The organism is Streptomyces sp. Xyl84 (assembly GCF_059731885.1).
The window spans coordinates 2,311,443-2,334,736 of record NZ_AP029182.1 but is presented as its reverse complement, the minus strand read 5'-3'; the positions used below and the strand labels follow the sequence as shown (position 1 = coordinate 2,334,736).

Annotated in this window: 14 protein-coding genes; 4 read left to right on the top strand and 10 right to left on the bottom strand. The window is 73.3% G+C overall.

The genetic code is table 11. From position 1 onward, the window contains the following. The first annotated feature begins 22 nt into the window (after positions 1–22). A complete protein-coding gene (locus AC6I72_RS09870) occupies positions 23–2,296 on the top strand; it encodes a HelD family protein (protein WP_498000456.1) in 2,274 nt (757 codons plus the stop codon). Positions 2,297–2,338: 42 nt separating this feature from the next. Here the strand turns inward: AC6I72_RS09870 and glgB are convergent, their stop codons facing one another. The 4 genes from glgB to AC6I72_RS09850 all read right to left on the bottom strand — a co-directional run bounded on the left by glgB (position 2,339) and on the right by AC6I72_RS09850 (position 10,387). Continuing rightward, the gene (glgB, locus tag AC6I72_RS09865; protein WP_498000455.1) at positions 2,339–4,906 is read right to left on the bottom strand and encodes a 1,4-alpha-glucan branching enzyme; all 2,568 of its coding nucleotides are present in this window, start codon (positions 4,904–4,906) and stop codon (positions 2,339–2,341) included. 72 nt (positions 4,907–4,978) lie between these two features. Further along, positions 4,979–6,388, bottom strand: coding sequence for a maltokinase N-terminal cap-like domain-containing protein (locus tag AC6I72_RS09860; protein WP_498000454.1), 1,410 nt, complete (start codon positions 6,386–6,388; stop codon positions 4,979–4,981). A 151-nt stretch (positions 6,389–6,539) separates the two neighbouring features. After that, positions 6,540–8,243, bottom strand: a complete 1,704-nt coding sequence (gene treS, locus AC6I72_RS09855; RefSeq protein WP_498000453.1) for a maltose alpha-D-glucosyltransferase — start codon at positions 8,241–8,243, stop codon at positions 6,540–6,542. Further along, positions 8,240–10,387, bottom strand: coding sequence for an alpha-1,4-glucan--maltose-1-phosphate maltosyltransferase (locus tag AC6I72_RS09850; RefSeq protein WP_498000452.1), 2,148 nt, complete (start codon positions 10,385–10,387; stop codon positions 8,240–8,242). The genes treS and AC6I72_RS09850 overlap by 4 nt, the downstream gene beginning before the upstream one ends. Before the next feature lie 315 nt (positions 10,388–10,702). Between AC6I72_RS09850 and AC6I72_RS09845 the strand changes: the two genes are divergently transcribed. Next, the gene (locus tag AC6I72_RS09845) at positions 10,703–13,372 is read left to right on the top strand and encodes a glycosyltransferase family 1 protein (protein WP_498000451.1); all 2,670 of its coding nucleotides are present in this window, start codon (positions 10,703–10,705) and stop codon (positions 13,370–13,372) included. A 104-nt stretch (positions 13,373–13,476) separates the two neighbouring features. Here AC6I72_RS09845 and AC6I72_RS09840 read toward each other — a convergent pair whose 3' ends face one another. The 4 genes from AC6I72_RS09840 to AC6I72_RS09825 form a co-directional block, all read right to left on the bottom strand. After that, positions 13,477–13,998 carry a DUF1990 domain-containing protein gene (locus AC6I72_RS09840; protein WP_366725519.1) on the bottom strand — a complete coding sequence of 174 codons (522 nt, stop codon included), beginning with the start codon at positions 13,996–13,998 and terminating at the stop codon, positions 13,477–13,479. A gap of 72 nt (positions 13,999–14,070) precedes the next feature. After that, positions 14,071–15,735, bottom strand: coding sequence for a M4 family metallopeptidase (locus AC6I72_RS09835; RefSeq protein WP_498000450.1), 1,665 nt, complete (start codon positions 15,733–15,735; stop codon positions 14,071–14,073). 283 nt (positions 15,736–16,018) lie between these two features. Continuing rightward, positions 16,019–18,067 carry a M4 family metallopeptidase gene (locus AC6I72_RS09830; RefSeq protein ID WP_498000449.1) on the bottom strand — a complete coding sequence of 683 codons (2,049 nt, stop codon included), beginning with the start codon at positions 18,065–18,067 and terminating at the stop codon, positions 16,019–16,021. Between the two features lie 398 nt (positions 18,068–18,465). Beyond that, a complete protein-coding gene (locus AC6I72_RS09825) occupies positions 18,466–19,995 on the bottom strand; it encodes a WD40 repeat domain-containing protein (protein WP_498000448.1) in 1,530 nt (509 codons plus the stop codon). Positions 19,996–20,223: 228 nt separating this feature from the next. Between AC6I72_RS09825 and AC6I72_RS09820 the strand changes: the two genes are divergently transcribed. Further along, positions 20,224–20,451: a hypothetical protein gene (locus tag AC6I72_RS09820; protein WP_498000447.1), complete on the top strand. Its 228-nt coding sequence runs from the start codon at positions 20,224–20,226 to the stop codon at positions 20,449–20,451. 151 nt (positions 20,452–20,602) lie between these two features. On the opposite strand, the gene AC6I72_RS09815 is transcribed toward AC6I72_RS09820, so the two are convergent. Then, on the bottom strand, positions 20,603–21,265 hold the full coding sequence (locus AC6I72_RS09815; RefSeq protein ID WP_498000446.1) for a maltokinase N-terminal cap-like domain-containing protein: 663 nt from the start codon (positions 21,263–21,265) through the stop codon (positions 20,603–20,605). A gap of 34 nt (positions 21,266–21,299) precedes the next feature. Continuing rightward, positions 21,300–21,896: a TetR/AcrR family transcriptional regulator gene (locus AC6I72_RS09810; RefSeq protein WP_498000445.1), complete on the bottom strand. Its 597-nt coding sequence runs from the start codon at positions 21,894–21,896 to the stop codon at positions 21,300–21,302. 98 nt (positions 21,897–21,994) lie between these two features. Here AC6I72_RS09810 and AC6I72_RS09805 point away from each other — a divergent pair, with 98 nt between their 5' ends. Beyond that, on the top strand, positions 21,995–23,290 hold the full coding sequence (locus tag AC6I72_RS09805; protein ID WP_498000444.1) for an FAD-dependent monooxygenase: 1,296 nt from the start codon (positions 21,995–21,997) through the stop codon (positions 23,288–23,290). The last annotated feature ends 4 nt before the right edge of the window (positions 23,291–23,294 follow it).

Genomic DNA, 23,294 nt, shown 5'->3' with positions numbered 1-23,294 from the left:
AGAAGTCCAGTGACCACAGTATATGCGGGCGGGAGCGGAATTGTCAAACACCGGATTCTCCGACGATGAATTGCGACAGGAACAGGAATTCATCGACGGGCTGTACGCACGCGTCGACGCGCTGCGCGGTGACACCGAGGCCGCCGTCACGGACGCCCTCGCCCAGGGCAACACGCCCATGCAGGCCCGGCTGGAGCGGGACATCCTCGTCGCCGAGCGCTCGGGGCTGCTCGCCGCGCTGAATTCCGTGGACGGCTCGCTCTGCTTCGGGCGGATCGACCTGACCGACGGCGTCACCCATCACATCGGCCGGGTCGGACTGCGGGCCGACGACGCCGAGCGCACGCCCGTCCTGATCGACTGGCGGGCCGCCGTGGCCCGCCCGTTCTACCTGGCCACCGGGCACACCCCGATGGGCCTGCGCCGCCGACGGCACATCGCCGGCGAGGGCCGCCGGGTCACCGCCCTGCACGACGAGATCCTCGACCTCGGTGACGCCACCCGCACCGGCCACGAGGACCCGGCCGGCGACGCCGTGCTGCTCGCCGCCCTGAACTCCGCGCGCACCGGCCGGATGGGCGACATCGTGCGCACCATCCAGGCCGACCAGGACCGCATCATCCGCGCCCCGCACCGCGGCGTGCTGGTGGTCGAGGGCGGCCCCGGCACCGGCAAGACCGCCGTCGCACTGCACCGGGCCGCCTACCTGCTCTACGAGCACCGGGAACTGCTCGCCCGCAGGGCCGTGCTGATCGTCGGCCCGAACCCGGCGTTCCTCGGCTACATCGGCGAGGTACTGCCCTCGCTCGGTGAGACGGGCGTGCTGCTCGCGACCGTCGGCGAGCTGTTCCCCGGCGTGCGGGCGACCGCCCAGGACACCCCCGAGGCGGCTGCCGTCAAGGGCCGCGCCGACATGGCCGACGTGCTCGCCGCCGTCGTACGCGACCGCCAGGCGCTGCCCGACCCGGTCATCGCCATCGAGCACGACCGCGAGGTCCTGATGCTCGACGACGGTCTCGTGCGGGTCGCCCGCGAGCGCACGCGCGCCGCGAAGCTGCCGCACAACGCGGCCCGCGAGCACTTCGAGGGCCACATCCTCAACACCCTCACCGACATGGTCGCCGAGCGCATCGGCACCGACCCCTACGACGGCTCCAACCTCCTCGACGCGAGCGACATCACCCAGATCCGCGACGAACTCGCCGAGAACCCCGAGGTCTGGTCCGCCGTCGACCGGCTGTGGCCGCGGCTGACCCCGCAGCGGCTGGTCGCGGACTTCCTGGCCGCACCGGAGGGGTACGTGTCCGAGGAGGACGCCGACGCCGTCCGCCGCCCGGTCACCCGGGCCTGGACCGTCGCCGACGTGCCGCTGCTCGACGAGGCCGCCGAACTGCTCGGCGAGGACGACCGCCTCGCCCGCGCCCGCGCCGAACGCGAGCGCGAGACGCAGGTGGCGTACGCGCAGGGCGTGCTCGACGTGTCGTACGCCTCGCGGACCTACGAGTTCGACGACAAGCACGAGGAGGACTCCGAGGTCCTGTCCGCGCACGACATCATCGACGCCGAGCGGTTCGCCGAACGCCAGGAGGAGGACGACCACCGCAGCGCCGCCGAGCGTGCGGCGGCCGACCGCACCTGGGCGTTCGGGCACATCATCGTCGACGAGGCGCAGGAGCTGTCGCCGATGGCGTGGCGGCTGCTGATGCGGCGCAGCCCGACCCGTTCCATGACCCTGGTGGGCGACCCCGCGCAGACGGCCGAGGCGGCCGGTGTCGGCTCCTGGGAGGACATCCTCCGGCCGTACGTCGAGGACCGCTTCGAGCACACCCGGCTCGGCGTCAACTACCGCACGCCCGCCGAGATCATGGACGTGGCGGCGGCCGTGGTCCGCGCCGAGCATCCCGGCTTCGAGCCGCCCAGCTCGGTGCGTTCCACGGGCGTACGGCCCTGGGTCCGCGCCACCGACGACCTGCCCGGCGCGGTCGGGAAGGCCGTCGCCGAACTCACCCCCGAGGAGGGCCGGCTCGCCGTCATCGCCCCGCGCGACCTGCACCGCCGCCTGGCCGCCCGGCTGGACGGGGTCACCGCGGGCGCGGAGCCCGACCTGACGCACACGGTCGTCCTGCTCGACCCGCGCCAGGCCAAGGGCCTGGAGTTCGACTCCGTACTGGTCGTCGAGCCGGCCCGCTACGGCACGAGCGACCTGTACGTGGCCCTGACCCGGGCGACCCAGCGGCTGGGCGTGCTGCACACGGGGGCGCTGCCGCCGGCGCTGGCGGAGGCGTTCACGCGGTGACGGGCGTCCGCGGCGTGACGGGGCCGCCGGGCGCGGGGCCCCTCACGCCGGGCGCAGCCACACCGTCGCCAGGGGTGGCAGGGTCAGCCGGATGCTCGCCGGGCGGCCGTGCCACCCCTGGGGGTCCGGCTTGACCGGGTCGGGGCGGACGACGTCGCTGCCGCCGTAGCGGGCCGCGTCCGTGTTGACCGCCTCCCGCCAGGCGGGCACGTCGTCGGGGACGCCCAGGCGGTAGTCGTGGCGGACGACCGGGGCGAAGTTCGACACCGCCAGCAGCGGGGTGCCGTCCGCGTCGCGGCGCAGGAACGCCAGGACGTTGTCGTCGGCCGCGTCCCCCACGATCCACTCGAACCCGTCGGGATGGACGTCCCGCTCCCACAGGGCGGGGGTGGCGCGGTAGACGGAGTTGAGGTCGCGGACCAGGTCCAGCACCCCCCGGTGGTCGGCGGCGGCGCCGTAGGACGGGTCGAGCAGCCACCAGTCCGGGCCGCGCACCTCCGACCACTCCGAGCCCTGGGCGAACTCCTGTCCCATGAACAGGAGTTGCTTGCCGGGGTGGGACCACATGAAGGCCAGGTAGGCGCGCAGGTTCGCGCGCTGCTGCCACCAGTCGCCGGGCATCTTCGAGACCAGCGAGCCCTTGCCGTGCACCACCTCGTCGTGGGAGATCGGCAGCACGTAGTTCTCGCTGTACGCGTACACCATGGAGAACGTCATCTCGCCGTGGTGGTAGGCGCGGTGCACGGGTTCGTGGCTCATGTACTGGAGCGAGTCGTGCATCCAGCCCATGTTCCACTTCAGCCCGAAACCCAGGCCGCCGAAGCCGCTCGGACCCCGGTGGTGGGTGGCCCGGGTGACCCCGTCCCAGGCCGTGGACTCCTCAGCGATGGTCACCACGCCCGGCACCCGCCGGTACACGGTGGCGTTCATCTCCTGGAGGAAGGCGACCGCGTCCAGGTTCTCCCGCCCGCCGTGCTCGTTCGGCGTCCACCGGCCGGGCTCGCGCGAGTAGTCCAGGTAGAGCATGGAGGCCACCGCGTCCACGCGCAGCCCGTCGATGTGGAACTCCTCGCACCAGTAGACGGCGTTGGCGACCAGGAAGTTGCGCACCTCGCGGCGGCCGAAGTCGAACTCCAGGGTGCCCCAGTCGGGGTGGGCCGCGCGCAGCGGGTCGGAGTGCTCGTACAGCGGGCGCCCGTCGAACTCGGCCAGTGCCCACGCGTCGCGCGGGAAGTGCGCCGGCACCCAGTCCATGATCACGCCGATGCCCGCCCGGTGCAGCGCGTCCACCAGGTACTTGAAGTCGTCCGGGGTGCCCAGGCGCGCGGTGGGCGCGTAGAAGCCGGTGACCTGGTAGCCCCAGGAGCCGCCGAAGGGGTGCTCGGCGACCGGCATCAGCTCCACGTGCGTGAAGCCCAGGTCCTTGACGTACGCGGGCAGCTGCTCGGCCAGGTCGCGGTAGGTCAGGCCCGGCCGCCAGGAGGGCAGGTGGACCTCGTACACCGAGAGCGGCGCCTCGTGCGCGGGCCGCCGCGCCCGCCGGGCCAGCCACTCCTGGTCGCTCCACTCGTGGTGCGAGGCGTGCACGACGGACGAGGTGGCCGGCGGCACCTCGGTGCGGCGGGCCAGCGGATCGGCGCGCAGCGTCCTGGAACCGTCCGGCCGGGTGATCTCGAACTTGTACAGCTCGCCCTCGCCGATGCCGGGCACGAACAGCTCCCACACGCCCGTGCCGCCCAGCGAGCGCATCGGGTACGCGGTGCCGTCCCAGAAGTTGAAGCCACCGGCCACCCGCACGCCGCGCGCGTCGGGCGCCCACACCGCGAAGCGGGTCCCGGCCACCCCCTGGTGCGTCGTCGGGTGCGCGCCGAGCGCCCGCCACAGCTCCTCGTGCCGGCCCTCGCCGATCAGGTGCAGGTCCAGCTCGCCGAGGGCGGGCAGGAAACGGTACGCGTCCTCGGTGCGCTGCACCGTGCCCTCGTACGCCACCTCCAGCCGGTACTCCGGTACGTCCCGCAGCGGCAGCAGTCCCGAGAAGAAGCCCTCACCGTCGTGCCGCAGCTCCACCTGGAGGTCGCCGGCGAGGACGGCGACGCCGAGGGCGTACGGCCGGAACACCCGCACGGCGACACCCCCGGGCACGGGGTGCGCGCCGAGCACGGAGTGCGGGTCGTGGTGCGTACCGGCGAGCAGCCGCTCGCGGTCCGCCATGGCGAGGGCGGGGGAGACCTCCGGCGGGGGCGCGGCGGTCTTCCGCGGTGCGGTTTCCTCGGCCGCGGTCCTCTTCGCCACCGCCTTTTCGGCCGTCGCCTTCTTCACCGCCGTCGTCTTCGCCGTCGTCTTCCGGGCCGGGGTCTTCGCGGGCGCCGCTTTCTCGGCCGCTGCCTTCTTGGTCGCGGTCTTCTTGGTCGCGGTTCTGGCTGTCGTCTTCTCGGATGCTGTCTTCTCGGCCGCCGCTTTCTCGGCCGCGGTCCTGGCTGCCGCTTTCTCGGCTGCCGTCTTCTTGGCCGGGGCCTTCTTGGCCGGGGTCTTCTCGGCGGGGGCCTTCTTCGCGGCGGCCTCGGGCGGCTGCTTCGGGTCCGGACCACTGGAGGGGGGACGGGCAGTCACGGGCGGGGCCTCCTCGGCGAAGGATCGGGGCAGGACGGTGGCGGACGGTGGTGCCCCCGGCGGGCGGCCGGGTCAGACGGGCTGGGCGCCCATGGCCAGGCGGCGCACCGCCGCCAGCGGCACGGGCAGCCAGTCCGGGCGGTGCCGGGCCTCGTACAGGACCTCGTACACCGCCTTGTCGGTCTCGTAGGCCCGCAGCAGCACGGGGTCGGTGCGCGGGTCGCGGCCCCCGGCCTCGGCGTACCCGGTGCAGTACGCGGCCCGGCAGGCGGCCGCCCACCGGGGCGCGGGCGGGCCGCCCGCCGAGTGCGCCGCGTAGTCGAAGGAACGCAGCATTCCGGCGACGTCCCGCACCACGGGCTGGGCCATCCGCCGCTCGGCGAGCGGCCTGGCCGGTTCGCCCTCGAAGTCGATCAGCGACCACTGACCGGAGGGGGAGCGCAGGCACTGCCCCAGGTGCAGGTCGCCGTGGATGCGCTGGGCGGTCCAGGTGTGGCCCTCGGCGGCCAGGCCGGCCAGCGCCTCGTAGGCGGAGTGCAGGCCGGGGGCGTACGGCCGGAGCGCGGGCACCGCCTGGGCCGCCGCCTCCAGCCGTTCGGCCATGCCGTCGACCAGCGACTGGAGCTGGAGGTGGGCCAGGCTGACCGTGGGCAGCGCGCGGGCCAGCGCCGTGTGCACCTCGGCGGTGGCACGGCCCAGCGCCCGCGCCTCGGCGGTGAAGTCCTCGCCCTTGGCCAGCTCGCGCAGGGCCAGTTCCCAGCCGTCCGACGCTCCCCGCACGAAGGGCTGGAGCACCCCGAGGACGTAGGAGTCGTCGCCCGTGTCCCCCACCTCCGCGGTCATCCAGGCGGCCGGTGCCGGCACCCGGGGGCAGCCCTCGCGGGCCAGCGCCAGCGGCAGTTCGAGATCGGGGTTCACGCCGGGCAGGACCCGGCGCAGCAGTTTCAGGATGAACGTGTCTCCGTAGATCACCGACGAGTTGGACTGCTCGGCGGTCACCATGCGCGGCACCAGGTCGGGGCGTATCTCCTCGCGCCGCTCGAAACGCAGCCCGCCGATGCGCGCCTGGGTGCGCAGGGCCTCCAGGAGCACCTCGGCGGGCCGGGGGTCGTGCAGGGCGTCGTACACGGTGCGCCCGGCGAGCGGGCCGTCGTGGACGTGACCGATCAGCGCGGGCGCCAGTCTCGGGGGCAGCGCCTCGCGCACGCCTATGAGCAGCTGGTAGCAGTCCCCGGGGTGCGGGACACCGCTGCCCGGCACGGGGGAGAGCGGCTGGTGGGCGCGGACGAGCAGGTGGTGCAGGCCCAGCTTGGCGTCGGAGGGGAGCAGCTCGGTGGCCGCGACCAGGGAGAATCCCGTGACCGGGCGGCCCTTGCCCGCGAACCAGCGCTGGCGGGGCAGCCACTCGCGCAGCAGCGGGTCCAGGGACGCGAGGAGACCGGCGCTGCCGGCGGTGACAGAGCGTGTGACGGCTTGCGACATGGCTTCCGACATGGCGTCGCGTCCAATCGCTGGTCGGGTGTGTCTCACGCGTGCCCACGGGCGGGGCGGGGAAACCGTCCCGCCCGCCGGCACGCTCCGAGCTGCGGACAAGAGGGACGCCGCGAGACGGGCGCCGCTTTTGTCCGGAGCCCTAAGCAGCGGCGTCCCTGCGGAGCCGGAACCAGTAGAAGCCGTGGCCCGCCAGGGTCAGCAGGTACGGCAGCTCCCCGATGGCCGGGAAGCGCACCCCGCCGAACAGCTCGACGGGATGCCGCCCGATGAACGAGCTGAGGTCCAGCTCGGTCGGCTGGGCGAAGCGGGAGAAGTTGTGCACGCACAGCACCAGGTCGTCGTCGTACTCGCGCAGGAAGGCGAGGACGGCCGCGTTCGAGGAGGGGAGTTCGGTGTAGGTGCCGAGGCCGAAGGCGGGGTTCTGCTTGCGGATCTCGATCATGCGGCGGGTCCAGTGCAGCAGCGACGAGGGGGAGGACATGGAGGCCTCGACGTTGGTGACCTGGTAGCCGTAGACCGGGTCCATGATCGTGGGGAGGTAGAGGCGGCCGGGGTCGCTGGAGGAGAAGCCGGCGTTGCGGTCGGGGGTCCACTGCATGGGGGTGCGTACGGCGTCGCGGTCGCCGAGCCAGATGTTGTCGCCCATGCCGATCTCGTCGCCGTAGTAGAGGATCGGGCTGCCGGGCAGGGACAGGAGCAGGGCGGTGAAGAGCTCGATCTGGTTGCGGTCGTTGTCGAGCAGGGGTGCGAGGCGGCGGCGGATGCCGATGTTGGCGCGCATGCGCGGGTCCTTGGCGTACTCCGCGTACATGTAGTCGCGCTCTTCGTCGGTGACCATCTCCAGGGTCAGTTCGTCGTGGTTGCGCAGGAAGATGCCCCACTGGCAGTTGGCGGGGATGGCCGGGGTCTTGGCGAGGATCTCGGAGACCGGGTAGCGCGATTCCCTGCGCACGGCCATGAAGATGCGCGGCATGACGGGGAAGTGGAAGGCCATGTGGCACTCGTCGCCGCCGGCGCTGTAGTCGCCGAAGTAGTCGACGACGTCCTCCGGCCACTGGTTCGCCTCGGCCAGCAGCACCGTGTCCGGGTACTGGGTGTCGATCTCCTTGCGCACCCGCTTGAGGAACTGGTGGGTCGCGGGCAGGTTCTCGCAGTTGGTGCCCTCCTGCTGGTACAGGTACGGCACCGCGTCCAGGCGGAACCCGTCGATGCCGAGGTCCAGCCAGAACTTCAGCGCGGAGATCATCTCCTCCTGCACGGCCGGGTTCTCGTAGTTCAGGTCCGGCTGGTGCGAGAAGAAGCGGTGCCAGTAGTACTGCTTGCGTACCGGGTCGTACGTCCAGTTCGACGCCTCGGTGTCGACGAAGATGATGCGGGCGTCCTGGTACTGCTTGTCGTCGTCGGCCCAGACGTAGTAGTCGCCGTAGGGTCCGTCGGGGTCCTTGCGCGATTCCTGGAACCACGGGTGCTGGTCGCTGGTGTGGTTCATGACGAAGTCGATGATGACGCGCATGCCGCGCTGGTGGGCGGCGTCGACGAATTCGACGAAGTCGGCGAGGTCGCCGAAGTCGGGCAGTACGGCGGTGTAGTCGGAGACGTCGTAACCGCCGTCTCTGAGCGGGGATTTGAAGAACGGCGGCAGCCACAGGCAGTCCACGCCGAGCCACTGGAGGTAGTCCAGTTTGGCGGTCAGGCCCTTGAGGTCGCCGATGCCGTCACCGTTGCTGTCCTGGAAGGAACGGACCAGGACCTCGTAGAAGACGGCACGTTTGAACCACTCCGGGTCGCGGTCCTTGGCAGGGGTGTCCTCGAAGGTGTCCGGGACGGGCTCGTTGACGATCATGTTGTGGGTGACCCTCCGATCTGCGGGGTGGACGGTCGCAGGACGGTGAGGATGTGCGCGGGCCTGTGGCCCGGTTCGAGTCGCACATAGTTGGCCCTGCCCCAGTGATAGGTCTCGCCGGTCAGCTCGTCGCGCACCGGCACCGACTCGTGCCATTCCAGGCCGAGTTGCGGCATGTCCAACGAGACCGTGGCCTCCTGGGTGTGGTGCGGGTCGAGGTTGGCGACCACCACCACCGTGTTCGATCCGCTGCGCTTGGAGTAGACGATCACCTCGTCCTTGTCGGCGTGGTGGAAGTGCAGGTCGCGCAGTTGGTGCAGGGCAGGGCTGCGGCGGCGGATGTCGTTGAGGCGGGTGATGAGGGGGGTGATGGTGCGGCCCTCGCGTTCGGCGGTGGTCCAGTCGCGGGGTTTGAGCTGGTATTTCTCGGAGTCGAGGTATTCCTCGGCGCCTTCTTTGAGGGGGGTGTTCTCGCAGAGTTCGTAGCCGCTGTAGATGCCCCAGGCCGGGGAGAGGGTGGCGGCGAGGACGGCGCGGACCTCGAAGGCGGGGCGGCCGCCGTGCTGGAGGTAGGCGTGCAGGATGTCGGGGGTGTTGGTGAACAGGTTGGGCCGCATGTAGGCGGCCGCCTCGCCGGTGAGTTCGGTGAGGTAGTCGGTGAGTTCCTGTTTGGTGTTGCGCCAGGTGAAGTAGGTGTAGGACTGCTGGAAGCCGACCTGGGCGAGGGTGTGCATCATCGCGGGGCGGGTGAAGGCCTCGGCGAGGAAGACGACGTCGGGGTCGGTGGTGTTGATCTCGCCGATGACGCGTTCCCAGAAGACGACGGGTTTGGTGTGGGGGTTGTCGACGCGGAAGATGCGCACGCCGTGGTCCATCCAGTGCCGCAGGACGCGCAGGGTCTCGGTGACCAGTCCGTCCATGTCGGCGTCGAAGGCGAGGGGGTAGATGTCCTGGTACTTCTTGGGCGGGTTCTCGGCGTGGGCGATGGTGCCGTCGGGGCGGTGGTGGAACCACTGGGGGTGTTTGTGGACCCAGGGGTGGTCGGGGGAGCACTGCAGGGCGAGGTCGAGGGCGATCTCCAGACCGAGTTCGCCGGCCCGGTGCACGAAGTGGTCGAAGTCCGCCAGGGTGCCCAGGGCGGGGTGGACGGTGTCGTGGCCGCCTTCGGGGGAGCCGATCGCCCAGGGCACGCCGACGTCGTCGGGGGTGGCGGTGAGGGTGTTGTTGCGGCCTTTGCGGTGGGTGGTGCCGATGGGGTGGATGGGGGGGAGGTAGACGACGTCGAAGCCCATGGCGGCGATGGCGGGCAGGCGGCGTTCGGCGGTGCGGAAGGTGCCGTGGGGCTGTTGGGGGGTGCCTTCGGAGCGGGGGAAGAACTCGTACCAGGCGCCGTAGAGGGCGCGTTCGCGTTCGACCTGGAGGGGCAGCGGGTCGCCGGCGGTGACCAGCTCGCGCAGCGGGTGGCGGGCCAGGACCGCGTCCACCTCCGGCGTCAGCGCCGCCGCCAGCCGGGAAGCGGCCGGCCGGTCCGGGTCCCGCAGCGCCGCCTCGGCCGCGAGCACCGTCTCCCGCTGCGGCCCCTCGGGCACGCCGGCGGCGGCCCGCCCGTACAGCAGGGCGCCCTCCGCCAGCACCAGCTCGGTGTCGAGGCCCGCCGGGATCTTGATCCGCGCGTGCCGGCGCCAGGTGGTGACCGGGTCCGCCCAGGCCTCGACGGTGTACGTCCAGCGGCCCGGCTCCCCGGCGGTCACCGTGGCGCCCCAGCGGTCGGTGCCCGGCGCCAGCTCCCGCATCGGCGTCCACGGGCCCGGGCGGCCCCCGGGATCGCGCAGGACCACGTTCGCCGCGACGGCGTCGTGGCCCTCGCGGAACACGGTGGCCGAGATCTCGAACGACTCACCGGTCACCGCCTTGGCGGGCCTGCGGCCGTGCTGGACGAGCGGCCGGACGTCGAGGACGGGGATCCGGCCGACGGCGGTGGCCTCCGGCGCCCGAGAGGGCCCCGGGGGCGGGGCGGCCGCGCCGGGCGCTGCCGCGTCGCCCGGCCGGGCGGCCGGGTCGGTCGGGGCCCCGGCGCGTGGCCGGCGCGTGCCCTTGGTGCCGTGGGCCGGGGGTGGTGCCGAGTGGTGGTGCGTGGCGGGCATGACCGCTCCTGTCCGCGTCAACGAGGGTGTGGGCGGATATCCGTGGGGAGGTTGGTCCTGCGGGGTTCCACTGTGGGGTGTACCGCAGGAGCCTTCCCACCCTCTTCGGGTGAGCAATCCGGGACTTTGTTAACTACTCGCGTGTATGTCCACACACAAAGTTGGCCTTGTCTTGGTCCACCCGGCGGTGCAGCCCCCAGCGGCACCCGCGCCCCCGCGGGTACGGTGCTGTGTGACGGGGCGCACAGTGCCGTGCGTCCTGCCGGCGAAGCGCACCGTGCCGTGCGTCCATCAGCGAACGCGCCGAGGTGGAATGTGAAGGCGATCCGTCGGTTCACCGTCCGTCCCGTTCTCCCTGAGCCCCTACGACCCCTCAGCGAGCTGGCCCGCAATCTGCGCTGGTCGTGGCATGCGGAGACGCGTGACCTCTTCCAGTCCGCCGACCCGGAGCAGTGGGCCGCCGCCGGCGGCGACCCGGTCCGCCTGCTGGGCGGCGTCTCCCCGGCCCGGCTGGCCGAGCTGGCGGCCGACCGCCGCTTCCTGCGCCGGCTGACCGCCGCCGCCGACGACCTGCACGACTACGTGACCGGCGACCGCTGGTACCAGGCGCAGCCCGCCGGGCTGCCCGCGGGCGTCGCCTACTTCTCGCCCGAGTTCGGCGTCACCGCCGCCCTGCCGCAGTACTCCGGCGGCCTCGGCATCCTCGCGGGCGACCACCTCAAGGCCGCCAGTGACCTGGGCGTTCCCCTGATCGGCGTCGGGCTGCTGTACCGGCACGGCTACTTCCGGCAGTCCCTGTCCCGGGACGGCTGGCAGCAGGAGCACTATCCGGTCCTCGACCCCAACGAGCTGCCCGTCACCCAGGTGCGCGAGGCCGACGGCAGCCCTGCCAGGGTGTCGCTCGCGCTGCCCCGCGGCAAGGCCCTGCACGCCCGGATCTGGCTGGCCCAGGTTGGCCGGATCCCGCTGCTGATGCTGGACTCCGACGTCGAGGAGAACGACCTCGGCGAGCGCCAGGTGACCGACCGGCTGTACGGGGGAGGCAGCGAGCACCGGCTGCTGCAGGAGATGCTGCTGGGCATAGGAGGGGTGCGTGCGGTGCGGACGTACTGCCGGCTCACCGGGCACCCCGAGCCGGAGGTCTTCCACACGAACGAGGGACACGCGGGGTTCCTCGGCCTGGAGCGGATCGCCGAGCTGGGCGAGCGGGGTCTCGACTTCGACGCGGCCCTGGAGGCGGTGCGCGCGGGGACGGTCTTCACCACCCACACGCCCGTCCCGGCCGGCATCGACCGCTTCGACCGGGAACTGGTCGCCCGCCACTTCGGACCCGACGCCGAGCTGCCCGGCATCGACGTCGAGCGCATCCTGCGGCTGGGCATGGAGACCTACCCGGGCGGCGAGCCCAACCTGTTCAACATGGCGGTGATGGGGCTCAGGCTCGCCCAGCGCGCCAACGGGGTGTCCCTGCTGCACGGCAGGGTCAGCCGGGAGATGTTCGCCGGGCTGTGGCCGGGCTTCGGCCCCGAGGAGGTGCCGATCACCTCGGTCACCAACGGCGTGCACGCCCCGACCTGGGTGGCCCCGGAGGTGTTCCGGCTCGGCGCCCGGCAGATCGGCGCGCAGCGCGCCGAGGACGCGCTGTCCGTGGGCGGCTCCGACCGCTGGGACTCGGTGGCCGACATCCCCGACGAGGACATCTGGGAGCTGCGCCGCGAGCTGCGCGAGCAGCTGGTCACCGAGGTGCGCCGGCGGGTGGCGGCAGCGTGGCGCCAGCGCGGCGCGGGCCCGGCCGAGCTGGGCTGGGTCGACGGCGTCCTGGACCCCGAGGTGCTCACCATCGGGTTCGCGCGCCGGGTCCCGTCGTACAAGCGGCTGACGCTGATGCTGCGCGACCGGGACCGGCTGATGGACCTGCTGCTGCACCCCGAGCGGCCGGTGCAGATCGTGGTCGCGGGCAAGGCGCACCCGGCGGACGACGGCGGCAAGCGGCTCGTCCAGGAACTGGTCCGCTTCGCCGACGACCCGCGCGTACGCCACCGGATCGTCTTCCTGCCGGACTACGGCATGGCGATGGCGCAGAAGCTCTACCAGGGCTGCGACGTGTGGCTGAACAACCCGCTGCGCCCGCTGGAGGCGTGCGGCACCTCCGGCATGAAGGCGGCCCTCAACGGCTGCCTCAACCTCTCGGTGCTGGACGGCTGGTGGGACGAGTGGTACCAGCCCGACTTCGGCTGGGCGGTCCCGACCGCGGACGGCGGCGCCGCGGGCCCGGTGACGGCGGGCGAGGAGGCCGACCACCGCGACGACGTGGAGGCGGCGGCGCTGTACGAGCTGCTGGAGCGGCGCATCACGCCCCGCTTCTACGAGCGGGGCCGGGCCGGGCTGCCCGACCGCTGGATCGAGATGGTCCGCAGGACCCTGACCCTGCTGGGCCCGAAGGTGCTGGCCGGGCGGATGGTCCGGGAGTACGTGGAGCGCCTGTACACCCCGGCCGCGCACGCCCACCGCGCCCTGGACGCGGACGCGGCGCGGGAGCTGGCGGCCTGGAAGGCGCGGGTGCGGGCGGCCTGGCACGAGGTGACGGTGGACCACGTGGAGACGTCCTGCCCGCCGGCCGGGCGCACGGACGGGCCGCCGTCGACGGCCACCGCCGAACTCGGCTCCACGCTGGGCCTGCGGGTACGGGTCGGGCTGGGCGGGCTGGGTCCGGAGGACGTCCAGGTGCAGGCCGTCTCGGGGCGGGTCGACGAGGAGGACCGCATCACGGACGCCACCGCGGTCCCGCTGAAACCGGCGGGCGCCCCCGATCCGGACGGCCGCTGGGTGTACGAGGGTCCGCTCTCCCTGGACCGCACCGGGCCCTACGGCTACACGGTCCGCATCCTGCCCGACCACCGCCTGCTCGCCTCGCACGCCGAGCTGGGCCTGGTGACCGTACCGGCTCAGGACGCGGGCGACGGGGCGGGGGTGCTGCTGCGCTGACCGCCCGGGCGGGGCACGGGCGGGCCGGCAGAGGGTTGCCCGTCACTGTGGTGGGCCGGCGGCGGGGCCGCGCCGCCGGCCGGGCGGGACGGCGCGCCGCCGGGTCAGGTGCCGTCGCCCAGGCCGGCGCACAGGCGGCGCAGCACCGTGCCGCAGCGGCGGGCGTAGGCGTGCTGGAAGCCGCGGGCCGCCGGGCCGCCCGCGCGGGCGTACCACTTGGCGGGGCGGCTGAAGGCGGTCACGGTCAGCCAGACCGTGCCGTCGCCGGTGCGGTCCACGACGAAGGACTCCTCGCCGGTCTCGGGGTGGCCGGGCAGGGTGCCGTAGGCCCAGCCGGCGCGGCGGGGCTCCTCGAGGGTCCAGACGATCCGGCAGGGGGCCTTGATCATCCCGGCCAGGGTGACGGTGACGTCGGCGCCGGGGGCGGCGCGGGCCGCGGCCGTGTCGATGCCGACACCCACCGCGCGGTGCAGTTCCCAGGTGAGGACGGCCTCGGCGGCGCGCCGGAAGACCGCCTCGCCCTCGCCGATGCGGGTGCGCACGTGCAGGGGGTGGAAGCCGGGCGGGCAGTGGCCCCGCTCGCGGGTCGCGCCGACCTCCTCGTAGGTGAAGTCCTCCGAAGACATGGGACCCAAGCGTAGGGCGGCACCCGGGGGAGTGGTCCTCCCGGGTGCCGCCCGTCGCGTCGCGCCGCCGGATCAGTTCACGTTGACCCCGGACCAGGCCGCCGCGACCGCCTGGTACTCGGCGCTGGAGGAGCCGTACAGGGCCGACGCCGCGTTCAGGGTCGCCGTGCGGGCGGCCTTGTAGTTGGTGGTCGACGTCATGTACGTGGTCAGCGCCTTGTACCAGATCTGCAGCGCCTTGTCCCGGCCGATGCCGGTGACCGTGGAGCCGTTGGACGTCGGCGAGTTGTAGCTCACGCCGTTGATCGTCTTCGCGCCGCTGCCCTCGGCCAGCAGGTAGAAGAAGTGGTTGGCGACGCCGGACGAGTAGTGCACGTCCTTGTTGCCGACCGTGGAGGACCAGTAGTCGGCGGAGGCGCCGTCCTTGCTGGGCTTGTCCATGTAGCGCAGCGGGGTGCCGTCGCCGTTGATGTTGATCTTCTCACCGATGAGGTAGTCGCCCTTGTCGGTGGCGTTGTTGGCGTACCACTCGACGCCGGTGCCGAAGATGTCGGAGGTGGCCTCGTTCAGGCCGCCCGACTCGCCCGAGTAGTTGAGCCCCGCGGTGTTGGAGGTGACGCCGTGGCTCATCTCGTGCCCGGCGACGTCCAGCGCGGTCAGCGGGTGGGTGTTGCCCGAGCCGTCGCCGTAGGTCATGCAGAAGCAGCTGTCGTCCCAGAACGCGTTGACGTAGTTGCTGCTGTAGTGGACGCGGGAGTAGGCGCCCACGCCGTTGTTCTTGATGCCGTTGCGGCCGAAGGTGTTCTTGTAGAAGTCCCAGGTCTCCTGCGCGCCGTAGGCGGCGTCGGCCGCGGCCGTCTGGTCGGAGGAGGAGCTGGAGGCGGTGCCGGTGCCCCACACGTTGTCCGCGTCGGTGAACAGGGTGCCGGTGCCGCTGGTCTTGCGGGCCAGGTTGTACGTCTTGTGACCGCCGCGCGTGGTGTCGTACAGCTGGTACGTCGAGCCCGACAGGTTGGTGGTCAGGCTGACGGTGCCCGAGTACAGCGTCTTGCCGGAGCCGGTCGCGTTCTCGATGCCCTGGTACTCGTAGAGCTTCTTGCCGGTGGCGGCGTCGGTGATGACGTGCAGCTCGTTGGGGGTGCCGTCGTCCTGGAGGCCGCCGACGACGGTCTCGTAGGCGAGGACGGGCTTGCCGCTGCCCGCCCAGATGACCTTGCGCGGGGCCTGGTCGGCGGCGGTCTGCGCGGAACCGGCGTCCTTGGCGAGGGACACGGCCTGCGCCTCGGCCTTGGCGGCGGCGACCTTCGGGGTGAGCGAGGCGACCTTGATGGCCGCGCCGGTGGCCTTGGTGACGCCTTCGGTCTTCCCGGCCTTGGAGGTGTGGACGATCAGGTCGCCGCCGAGGACCGGCAGGCCGGCGTAGGTGCGCTCGTAGCGGGTGTGCACCGTGCCGTCGGCGTCCTTGACGACGTCCTTGGCGACCAGCTTCTCCTGGGCGCCGAGGCCTATCTGCCGGGCGGTGCCGGCCGAGCCGGCCTGCGCCTGCTGGAGCAGGGAGGTGCGGGCGGCGGCGGTGAGCGAGGTGGGCGCGGCGGCGAGGGTGGTCCGGTCCGCGGTGCCGGCCGGGGTCTGGGCCGAGGCGACGCTGGTCAGGCCGGTGCTGAGGAGTGCTCCGGCGGCGACGGCGGTGGCGAGGGCCAGCGTGGTGCGCTTGTGACGCAGAGGGCGGGGAGTCACACAAGCTCCTTATGTGGGGGGCCCGGCCGGCGTGGGGGTGCCGGCCGGACGGGAGGTCGGTTGCTGTGCTCGTGCGGCGGGTGGAGAGAGAGTGACATCAAGGACGCGTACATGTCAGGACCCCGAGGTGATGTTGGCCGAAAGTTGACTGTCCGATTCGTGTTTCGGCAGTGTGAACGGGCGCCGCCCCGGGTGTTCCGCCTCCGGAACGGCGCCCTGTCCTCGGGGGAGTCGGGCCCCCGGCGACGACCCGAGGTCCTCGCCGGGCGGCCCCGCGCCGGCTCTACGGGAAGGTCAGCTTCCAGCCGTCGATGTAGCCGGTGTCCTGCGGGCCCTGGTCCTGGACGCGCAGCTTCCAGGTCCCGTTGGCGGCCGACGAGGAGGCGTTGACCGTGTAGGTCGCGTGCACGTCGGGCGTCGGGTCGTAGCCGCTGCTCTTGAGGCGGTACGTCGACCCGTTGGGGGCGACCAGGTCGATCTGGAGGTCACCGCTCCAGGTGTGGACGATGTCCACCGAGACCTGGAGGTTGGAGGGCGCGTTGCCGCTGCGCCCGGTGACCGTGATGGACGAGGTGACCGCCGAACCGTAGTCCGGGATGTTCACGTTCGAGGTGTTCTCGAACGAGGTGCCGCCGCCGCCCGGGTCGCCGCCGCCGGAGCGCGAACCGACCGCGACCGCCGCCCAGGCGTCCTGCACGGCCTTGTACTCGGCGCTGGAGGTGCCGTACAGCTCACCGGCCGCCGCGAGCGTGCCGGTGCGGGCCGCGGCGTAGTTGGTGGTGGACGTGAACTTCGTCGTCAGCGCCTTGTACCAGATCTGCAGCGCCTTGTCCCGGCCGATGCCGGTGACGGGCAGCCCGTCCGCGGTGGGCGAGTCGTAGCTGACGCCGTTGACGACCTTGGCGCCGCTGCCCTCGCTCAGCAGGTAGAAGAAGTGGTTGGCGATGCCGGACGAGTAGTGCACGTCCTTGCTGCCCACGCCCGAGTACCAGGAGTCGGCGGAGGCGCCGTCCTTGCTGGGCTTGTCCATGTAGCGCAGCGGGGTGCCGTCGCCGTTGATGTCGATCTTCTCACCGATGAGGTAGTCGCCCTTGTCGGTGGCGTTGTTGGCGTACCACTCGACACCCGTGCCGAAGATGTCCGAGGTGGCCTCGTTCAGGCCGCCGGACTCGCCGCTGTAGTTGAGCCCCGCGGTGTTGGAGGTGACGCCGTGGCTCATCTCGTGCCCGGCCACGTCGAGCGCGGTCAGCGGGTCGGCGTTGCCCGAGCCGTCGCCGTAGGTCATGCAGAAGCAGCTGTCGTCCCAGAAGGCGTTCACGTACGAGTTGCCGTAGTGGACCCGGGAGTAGGCCGCCGCGCCGTCGTCGCGGATGCCGTTGCGGCCGAAGGTGTTCTTGTAGAAGTCCCAGGTGACCGCGGCGCCGTAGTGGGCGTCGGCGGCGGCGGTGGCCGCGTTCGACGTCGTCCCGTTGCCCCAGGTGTCACTGGACTGCGAGAACAGGGTGCCGGTGCCGGACGTGCCGCGGTTGAGGTTGTACGTCTTGTGGCCGCCGCGCGCCCCGTCGTTCAGCGTGTACGTCGAACCCGACTGGGTCGTCGTCAGCGCGACCTGGCCGCTGTACTGGGTGTTGCCGACGCCGGTCTCGACGCCCTGGTACCGGTACAGCTCCTTGCCCGTGTTCGCGTCGGTGACGACGTGCAGCTGGTTCGGGGTCCCGTCGTCCTGGAAGCCGCCGATCACCGTCTCGTACGCCAGCACCGGCGTGCCGTTCGCCGCCCAGATCACCTTGCGCGAGGACTGGTCCACCGAGGCCTTGGTGCTGCCGAGCGTCCGGGCCCGCTGCACCGCCTGCTTCTCGGCCGTCGCCTTCGACACGCCCGGGGTCAGGCTGCGGACCTTGACGGCCGCGCCGGTGGCCTTGAGCACCCGCTCGGTCTTCCCCGACTTCGCGGTGTCGACGACCAGGTCGCCGCCGAGGACCGGCAGACCCGCGTAGGTCCGCTCGTAGCGGGTGTGCACGGTGCCGTCGGCGTCCTTGACGACGTCCTTGACGACCAGCTGCTCCTGGGCGCCGAGGCCCAAATCCTTCGCCGTGCGGGCCTTGCTGCCGTCGGCGTCGCGGATCAGCTCGGCCCGCTGTGAGGGCGTGAGCTTCACGGCGACGTGGGCCGGGTTGAGCCGGCCGGCCTGCGGCGCCTGCGCGGGGGCCGCACTGGCGGCGCCCGACTGGGCGGCCGTGGCGATCAGCGCGGCGACACCGGCCAGGGCGATGCCCGCGGCCCGGCGGTGGGTGGTGTGGGAGGTGCGTCTGCGAGAGCTGCTGCTACTCAACACTGACTCCTTCTGCGTGGCCACGGGTCGCGCGGCCAGGGGGGAGATCCGGACGCGGGGTGAGCCGTCCGGGCAGAACTGCGAGAACGCGGAACCAGGTGCGGACGTGCGAGGTGCTGGCGTACGACGAGCCGACGAGCTGACGTGCGACGGGCTGACGTGCCGACGAGCTGACGTGCCACGTACTGACGTGCGACGGGCTGCGACGTGCCGGCGTACGGGATGCGGGCCGGCCCACGGTCCGCGGAACGGTGGGGGTGCTGTGGGGTGACTGTGAACGGCCGAGGGGAAGATTGGCAGGAGTACGCGGCGCTTGTCAGGAGCGCGTCATCAAGTTGGCCGGAAAACGTCCGTTGTCCGGAAGTTCATGTTCGGTATACGAACCGGACGCCCGGGGCTCAGCCGGTGTGCGCCGCGGCCATGAGGCGGGCCGCCGCCGGGGTCATCCACAGCCGGACCGTCCGGTCGCCGGCGCCGGTGGCCAGCAGCGTGCCGTCCGGGGAGAACGCGAGTGCGAAGACCGCGCCCTGGTGGCCGGCGAGGGGCTGTCCCACGGGCCGTCTCGTCCGCGGGTCCCACAACCGTGCCGTCCGGTCGCCGGTGCCGGTGGCCAGCACGGTGCCGTCCGGGGAGAACGCGAGCGCGAAGACCGCTCCGAGCAGGTGCAGCGGCTCGCCGGCGGGCTCCTGGGTGGCGGGGTTCCACAGCCGTGCCGCCCGGTCGCGGCTGCCGGTGGCCAGCAGGGTGCCGTCGGGGGAGAACGCGACCGTGACCACGGCGCCCTGGTGCCGCAGGGGTGCGCCGGCCGGCTCGCGGGTGGCCGGATCCCACAGCCGGGCCGTCATGTCCCGGGAGGCGGTGGCCAGAAGTGTGCCGTCGGGAGCGAACGCCATCGCGTTGACCTGCTCGCGGTGGCCGGTGAGCGGGTCTCCCACGGGCTCGCGGGTGGCCGGGTCCCACAGCCGGACCGTGCCGTCCTCGGCGCCGGTGGCGAGCAGCGCGCCGTCCGCGGAGAAGGCCACCGCGTGCACCGCGCCGTGGTGACCGAGCAGAGGCTCTCCGGCGGGCGCGCCCGTCGCGGGGTCCCACAGCCCGACGGCCGTGCCGTGGCCGCCGACGGCCAGGAGCTTGCCGTCGGGGGAGAAGGCCAGCGCGGTCGCGGGTCCCCGGCGGCCGGTCGGCAGCTCGGCCAGGGGCCTGCGGGCGGCGGGGTCCCACAGGTGCACGGTGCCGTCGTGGCTGCCGACGGCGAGGAGGGTGCCGTCCGGCGAGAACGCCACCGCGGCGACCAGGTCGCTCGCCTCCAGCGGGGGCAGGCCCATGGGGTGTCCCCGCTCGATGGCGTGCGCCACGGCGCGGGTCGCGAGGCATCCGAGGGGCTTCGTGGAGGAAGCCGGGGAGGTGGAGGAGGCCGGGCGCTCAGAGGGCGATGAGGACGGAGGCGACGACGGGGACGGGGGCGGGGACGGGGAGGGAGGCGACGACGGGGACGAGGACGGAGGGGGAACCTCGGCCGGCGCCGGTCCCGCGGCGGAGTCCGGCTGCCGGGGGCGGTCGCGGTCCCGTCCGGACTGCCTGCCCTGCCTGAGTGCCGCGCGCGCCTCCGTGACGGCCGCCCACCGCGCGCGCCACGCGTCCAGCTCGGCCGCCGTGGGGTCCGGCGGCTCGCACTCCCTGCCGTACCGGTCCCAGGACAGCAGGGTCCGCACGAGCCAGATCAGCCGGTCCAGGCCGCTGTAGCCGCCGTTGAAGAGGGAACTCTGCGTGGCGGGCGGCAGGGAGGCGCGCTCGTCGGCGAAGAGCCGGGCGGCCCGCCGCGCGATGGTCCGCAGCGACGGATCGCCCGCCCGCACCTTCAGCTCGTTCAGCAGCCGGGCCTGTTCCCGCAGCAGCTCCCCGGCAGTGTGCGGCTCCTGCGCCTGCTCCATGACCGCCCTCCCCCTGGTGTCGCGTGGTGACGAGCCAGGTTAGGGGCACGGGGGCCGTACGGCACCGAACTTGGCGGAACGCTCCCGAACGGTGCCGTACGGCGGTACGCGTTCGGCGGCGCACGGCGCCGTACGGCGGCCGTACGGCGGTGCCGCCCCCGCGCTCGGGTTCCTCCGGACTTGTTCGGCGGACCGTGCGCGCCCCGCCGGACGGAGCACAGTCGGGACATGACCACGACTCGGACACCTCAGCCGTCCGGTTCCTCCCCGGACGAGCCCGCCGCCCCGCCGTTCCTCTCCCTGCACACCACCGTCGTCCTGCTCACGGCGATCGTGATCGGCCTGGTCGTCGGGTTCCTCACCGCGCACACCGGTGCCCCGGTCGCCGCCGCCGTCCTGGCCGGGCTGACGAGTTCAGGCGCGAGCGTGCCCGTCCTGCGCACCCTCATCCGGTGAGCCGGATCCTGCGAAGGGCCCGCGCTCCCTGCGCGCCCGCGGCGTCGCGAGCGCCCGCCGCCGCCGGGCCGGTGGGCGCTCCTGCGGGGCGCCCGGGAGACTGGGACCTCAGAACCGGACGGGCGCCCGGCTCGCATGTCGTTCGGAGCTCTCAGGCCCGGGCGCCTGCGCGCAGGACGGCGAAGACTCCCTGGGCGCGGGTGCCGTCCGGCTGCTGCCAGGGGCCCGCGACGTGGCCGGTGGCCGCCGGGGGCGCGAGCGGCGGGCCGTCCTCCCGGGCGGGCGTCAGGACCCGGTGCAGGAGGAGCACGGTGCCGTCGGCAGCGGTCAGTTCCGTGGCCCGCGGCGTGTCGGTGACCGCGGAGAACGCGGTGGGGGCCGGGTGCGTACCGGCGTACGAGCGGACGATCTCGCGGTCCGGGGTGTCGCTGACGCTCTGCGCCTGAGCCTCGGCCCGGCCGTCGATCAGGGCGGCCAACTGGCCGGTGAGCACCGGGTCGTGGCAGCCGTCGTAGGCCCAGCGCGGACCCAGCACGCCGTGCTCCATGGTGCCGACCAGGGCGTGTTCCGCGCCGTCGAGAGGGGCGGCGCGGTAGGTGAGGGGCACCAGGTAGGTGGCGGGGCGGGGACCGGCGGTGTCGTTGACGACCATGAACTCGATGCCGACCTCGCCGTCAGGGTCGTCCAGGCGGAAGCCGCCCGCCTTGGTCAACTCCGGTCCGGACGCGCCCGCGTACCAGGTGCGGGAGGGCAGCCAGGCGGTGAGCAGTTCGAGTTTGGTGGGCTTGACGGTGGTGCGGTGGATGACGGCCATGTGAGCCATTCTGCTCCCGGCCCCACGCGGTCCCTCACCGCCCCGCGTCGTCCGGCGCGTCCCGCCGCAGCGCGCCCGCGACCAGGCCCCGCACGTCCGCGGGCGACACCGTCCCGCCGTTCACCAGCCGGTCGAAGACCAGACCGTCCACACAGGTCAGCAGGGTGACCGTGCGTGCGTCGGCGTCCGCTTCCGGGACGCCGCGGGCGGTCAGGAAGGCGCGTACGGTCTCCCGTCCCGCGTTCTCGCGCGGGGTGAGGATCTCCCGCAGCTCGGGGTGGTGCACGCTCTCGATCGCGCACGCGTAGCGGGCCAGGGAGCGCGTCCGGCCTTCTCCCGTCAGCCGCTGTGCGGACAGGGCGGCGATGCCCGCCGCCAGCTCCTCCGGGTCGCGCGGCACCGGTGTCCGCCGGCCCGCCTCCTGGAGTTCCGCCTGGTCCAGCGCGACCAGACGCCGGACCAGAGCGGTGAGCAGGGCCCGGCGCGTGCGGAAGTAGGCGGAGGTGGTGCCGGGGGGCAGGTCCGCCGACCGGTCGACGGCGCGGTGGGTCAGTCCGCGCATGCCCTGGCACGCGAGGACGGCGATGGCCGCGTCGGCGAGGGCGGTACGGCGGTCGGTGGGTGTGGGCACCCCCTATTTCTACACCTGTAGAGAGGGGGCGTACGCTCGGCGCGGATCTTCTACAGACGTAGAAGATCCGGGATGTGTGACCTACGGAAGGGGCCGGTATGGGCGGCACTGCGGTGGTGGTGGGCGGGGGCATCGGCGGGCTGGCCGCGGCGATCGGTCTGCGCGCGGTCGGCTGGGAGGTCGTGGTCGCCGAACGCGCACCGGTGCTCGCCGACGCCGGGGCGGGCATCTCCCTGCACGCCAACGGCATGCGCGCCCTGGACGCCCTCGGCGTCGGCGAGGCGGTGCGCGCGGCCGCCCGGCCGCAGTACACCGGCGGGACCCGCACCCCCGGCGGCCGGTGGCTGTCCAGGATGGACGGCGCCGCCCTGGAACGGGAGCTGGGCACGCCCATCGTCGGCATCCCGCGCGCCGCCCTGCACCGTGCCCTGCGCGCCGCCCTCCCGCCGCAGTGCCTGCGGACCGGGGCGGAAGTGACGTCCGTGGAGGACACCGGCGACGGGCGGGTGCGGGTCCTGCTGCACGGGGGCGCCGCCGGCGCCGATGCCGCCTCCGGCCGCGATGCCGCCCCCGATGCCGCCTCCGGCCCGGCGGCCGGGCCTGATGCCGCCTCCGGTCCCGCGGCCGCCCCCCATGCCGCCTCCGGTCCCGCGGCCGGGCCCGGTGACGTCCTCGGCGCCGACCTCGTCGTCGCCGCCGACGGCGTCGGCAGCCGCCTGCGCCGGGCGCTGTTCCCGCACCACCCCGGCCCCGCCTACAGCGGGTCCACCGTCCTGCGCGCCGTCACCGAGCACCCGGTGGACCTGCGCACCGACTTCGAACTGACCTGGGGCCGGGGAGCCGAGTTCGGGCACATCGCCTTCCGGGACGGCCGCGCGGAGTGGCACGCCGTGCTCAGCTCACCGCCCGGGGTGCGCCCCGCCGACCCGCTCGCCGCGCTGCGCCGCCGCTTCGCCGGCTGGCACGACCCGGTCCCCGCGCTGCTCGCGGCCACCCGCCCCGGCGCCGTCCTGCACCACGACATCCACGAACTGACCGTCCCGCTGCCCGCCTACGCCGTCGGCCGCATCGTCCTCCTGGGCGACGCCGCCCACGCCATGACCCCCCACCTCGGTCAGGGCGCCTGCCAGGCCCTGGAGGACGCGGTCACCCTCGCCGCCGCGCTCGCCGCCGGACCGGCCCTCGAAGCGGCGCTGGCCCGCTACGACGCCGAGCGCCGCCCGCGCAGCCAGTCCGTGGCCCGCGCCGCCCGCCAGGCCGGCCGGATGGGCCAGCAGCTCAGGTGGCCGCCGGCCGTCGCCGTCCGCAACGCCGGCCTCCGGCTGGCACCGTCCGGCGCCACGATGCGGGCCATCCTCCGGCACGCCGACTGGACCCCGCCGAAGCTGCCCTGACGAC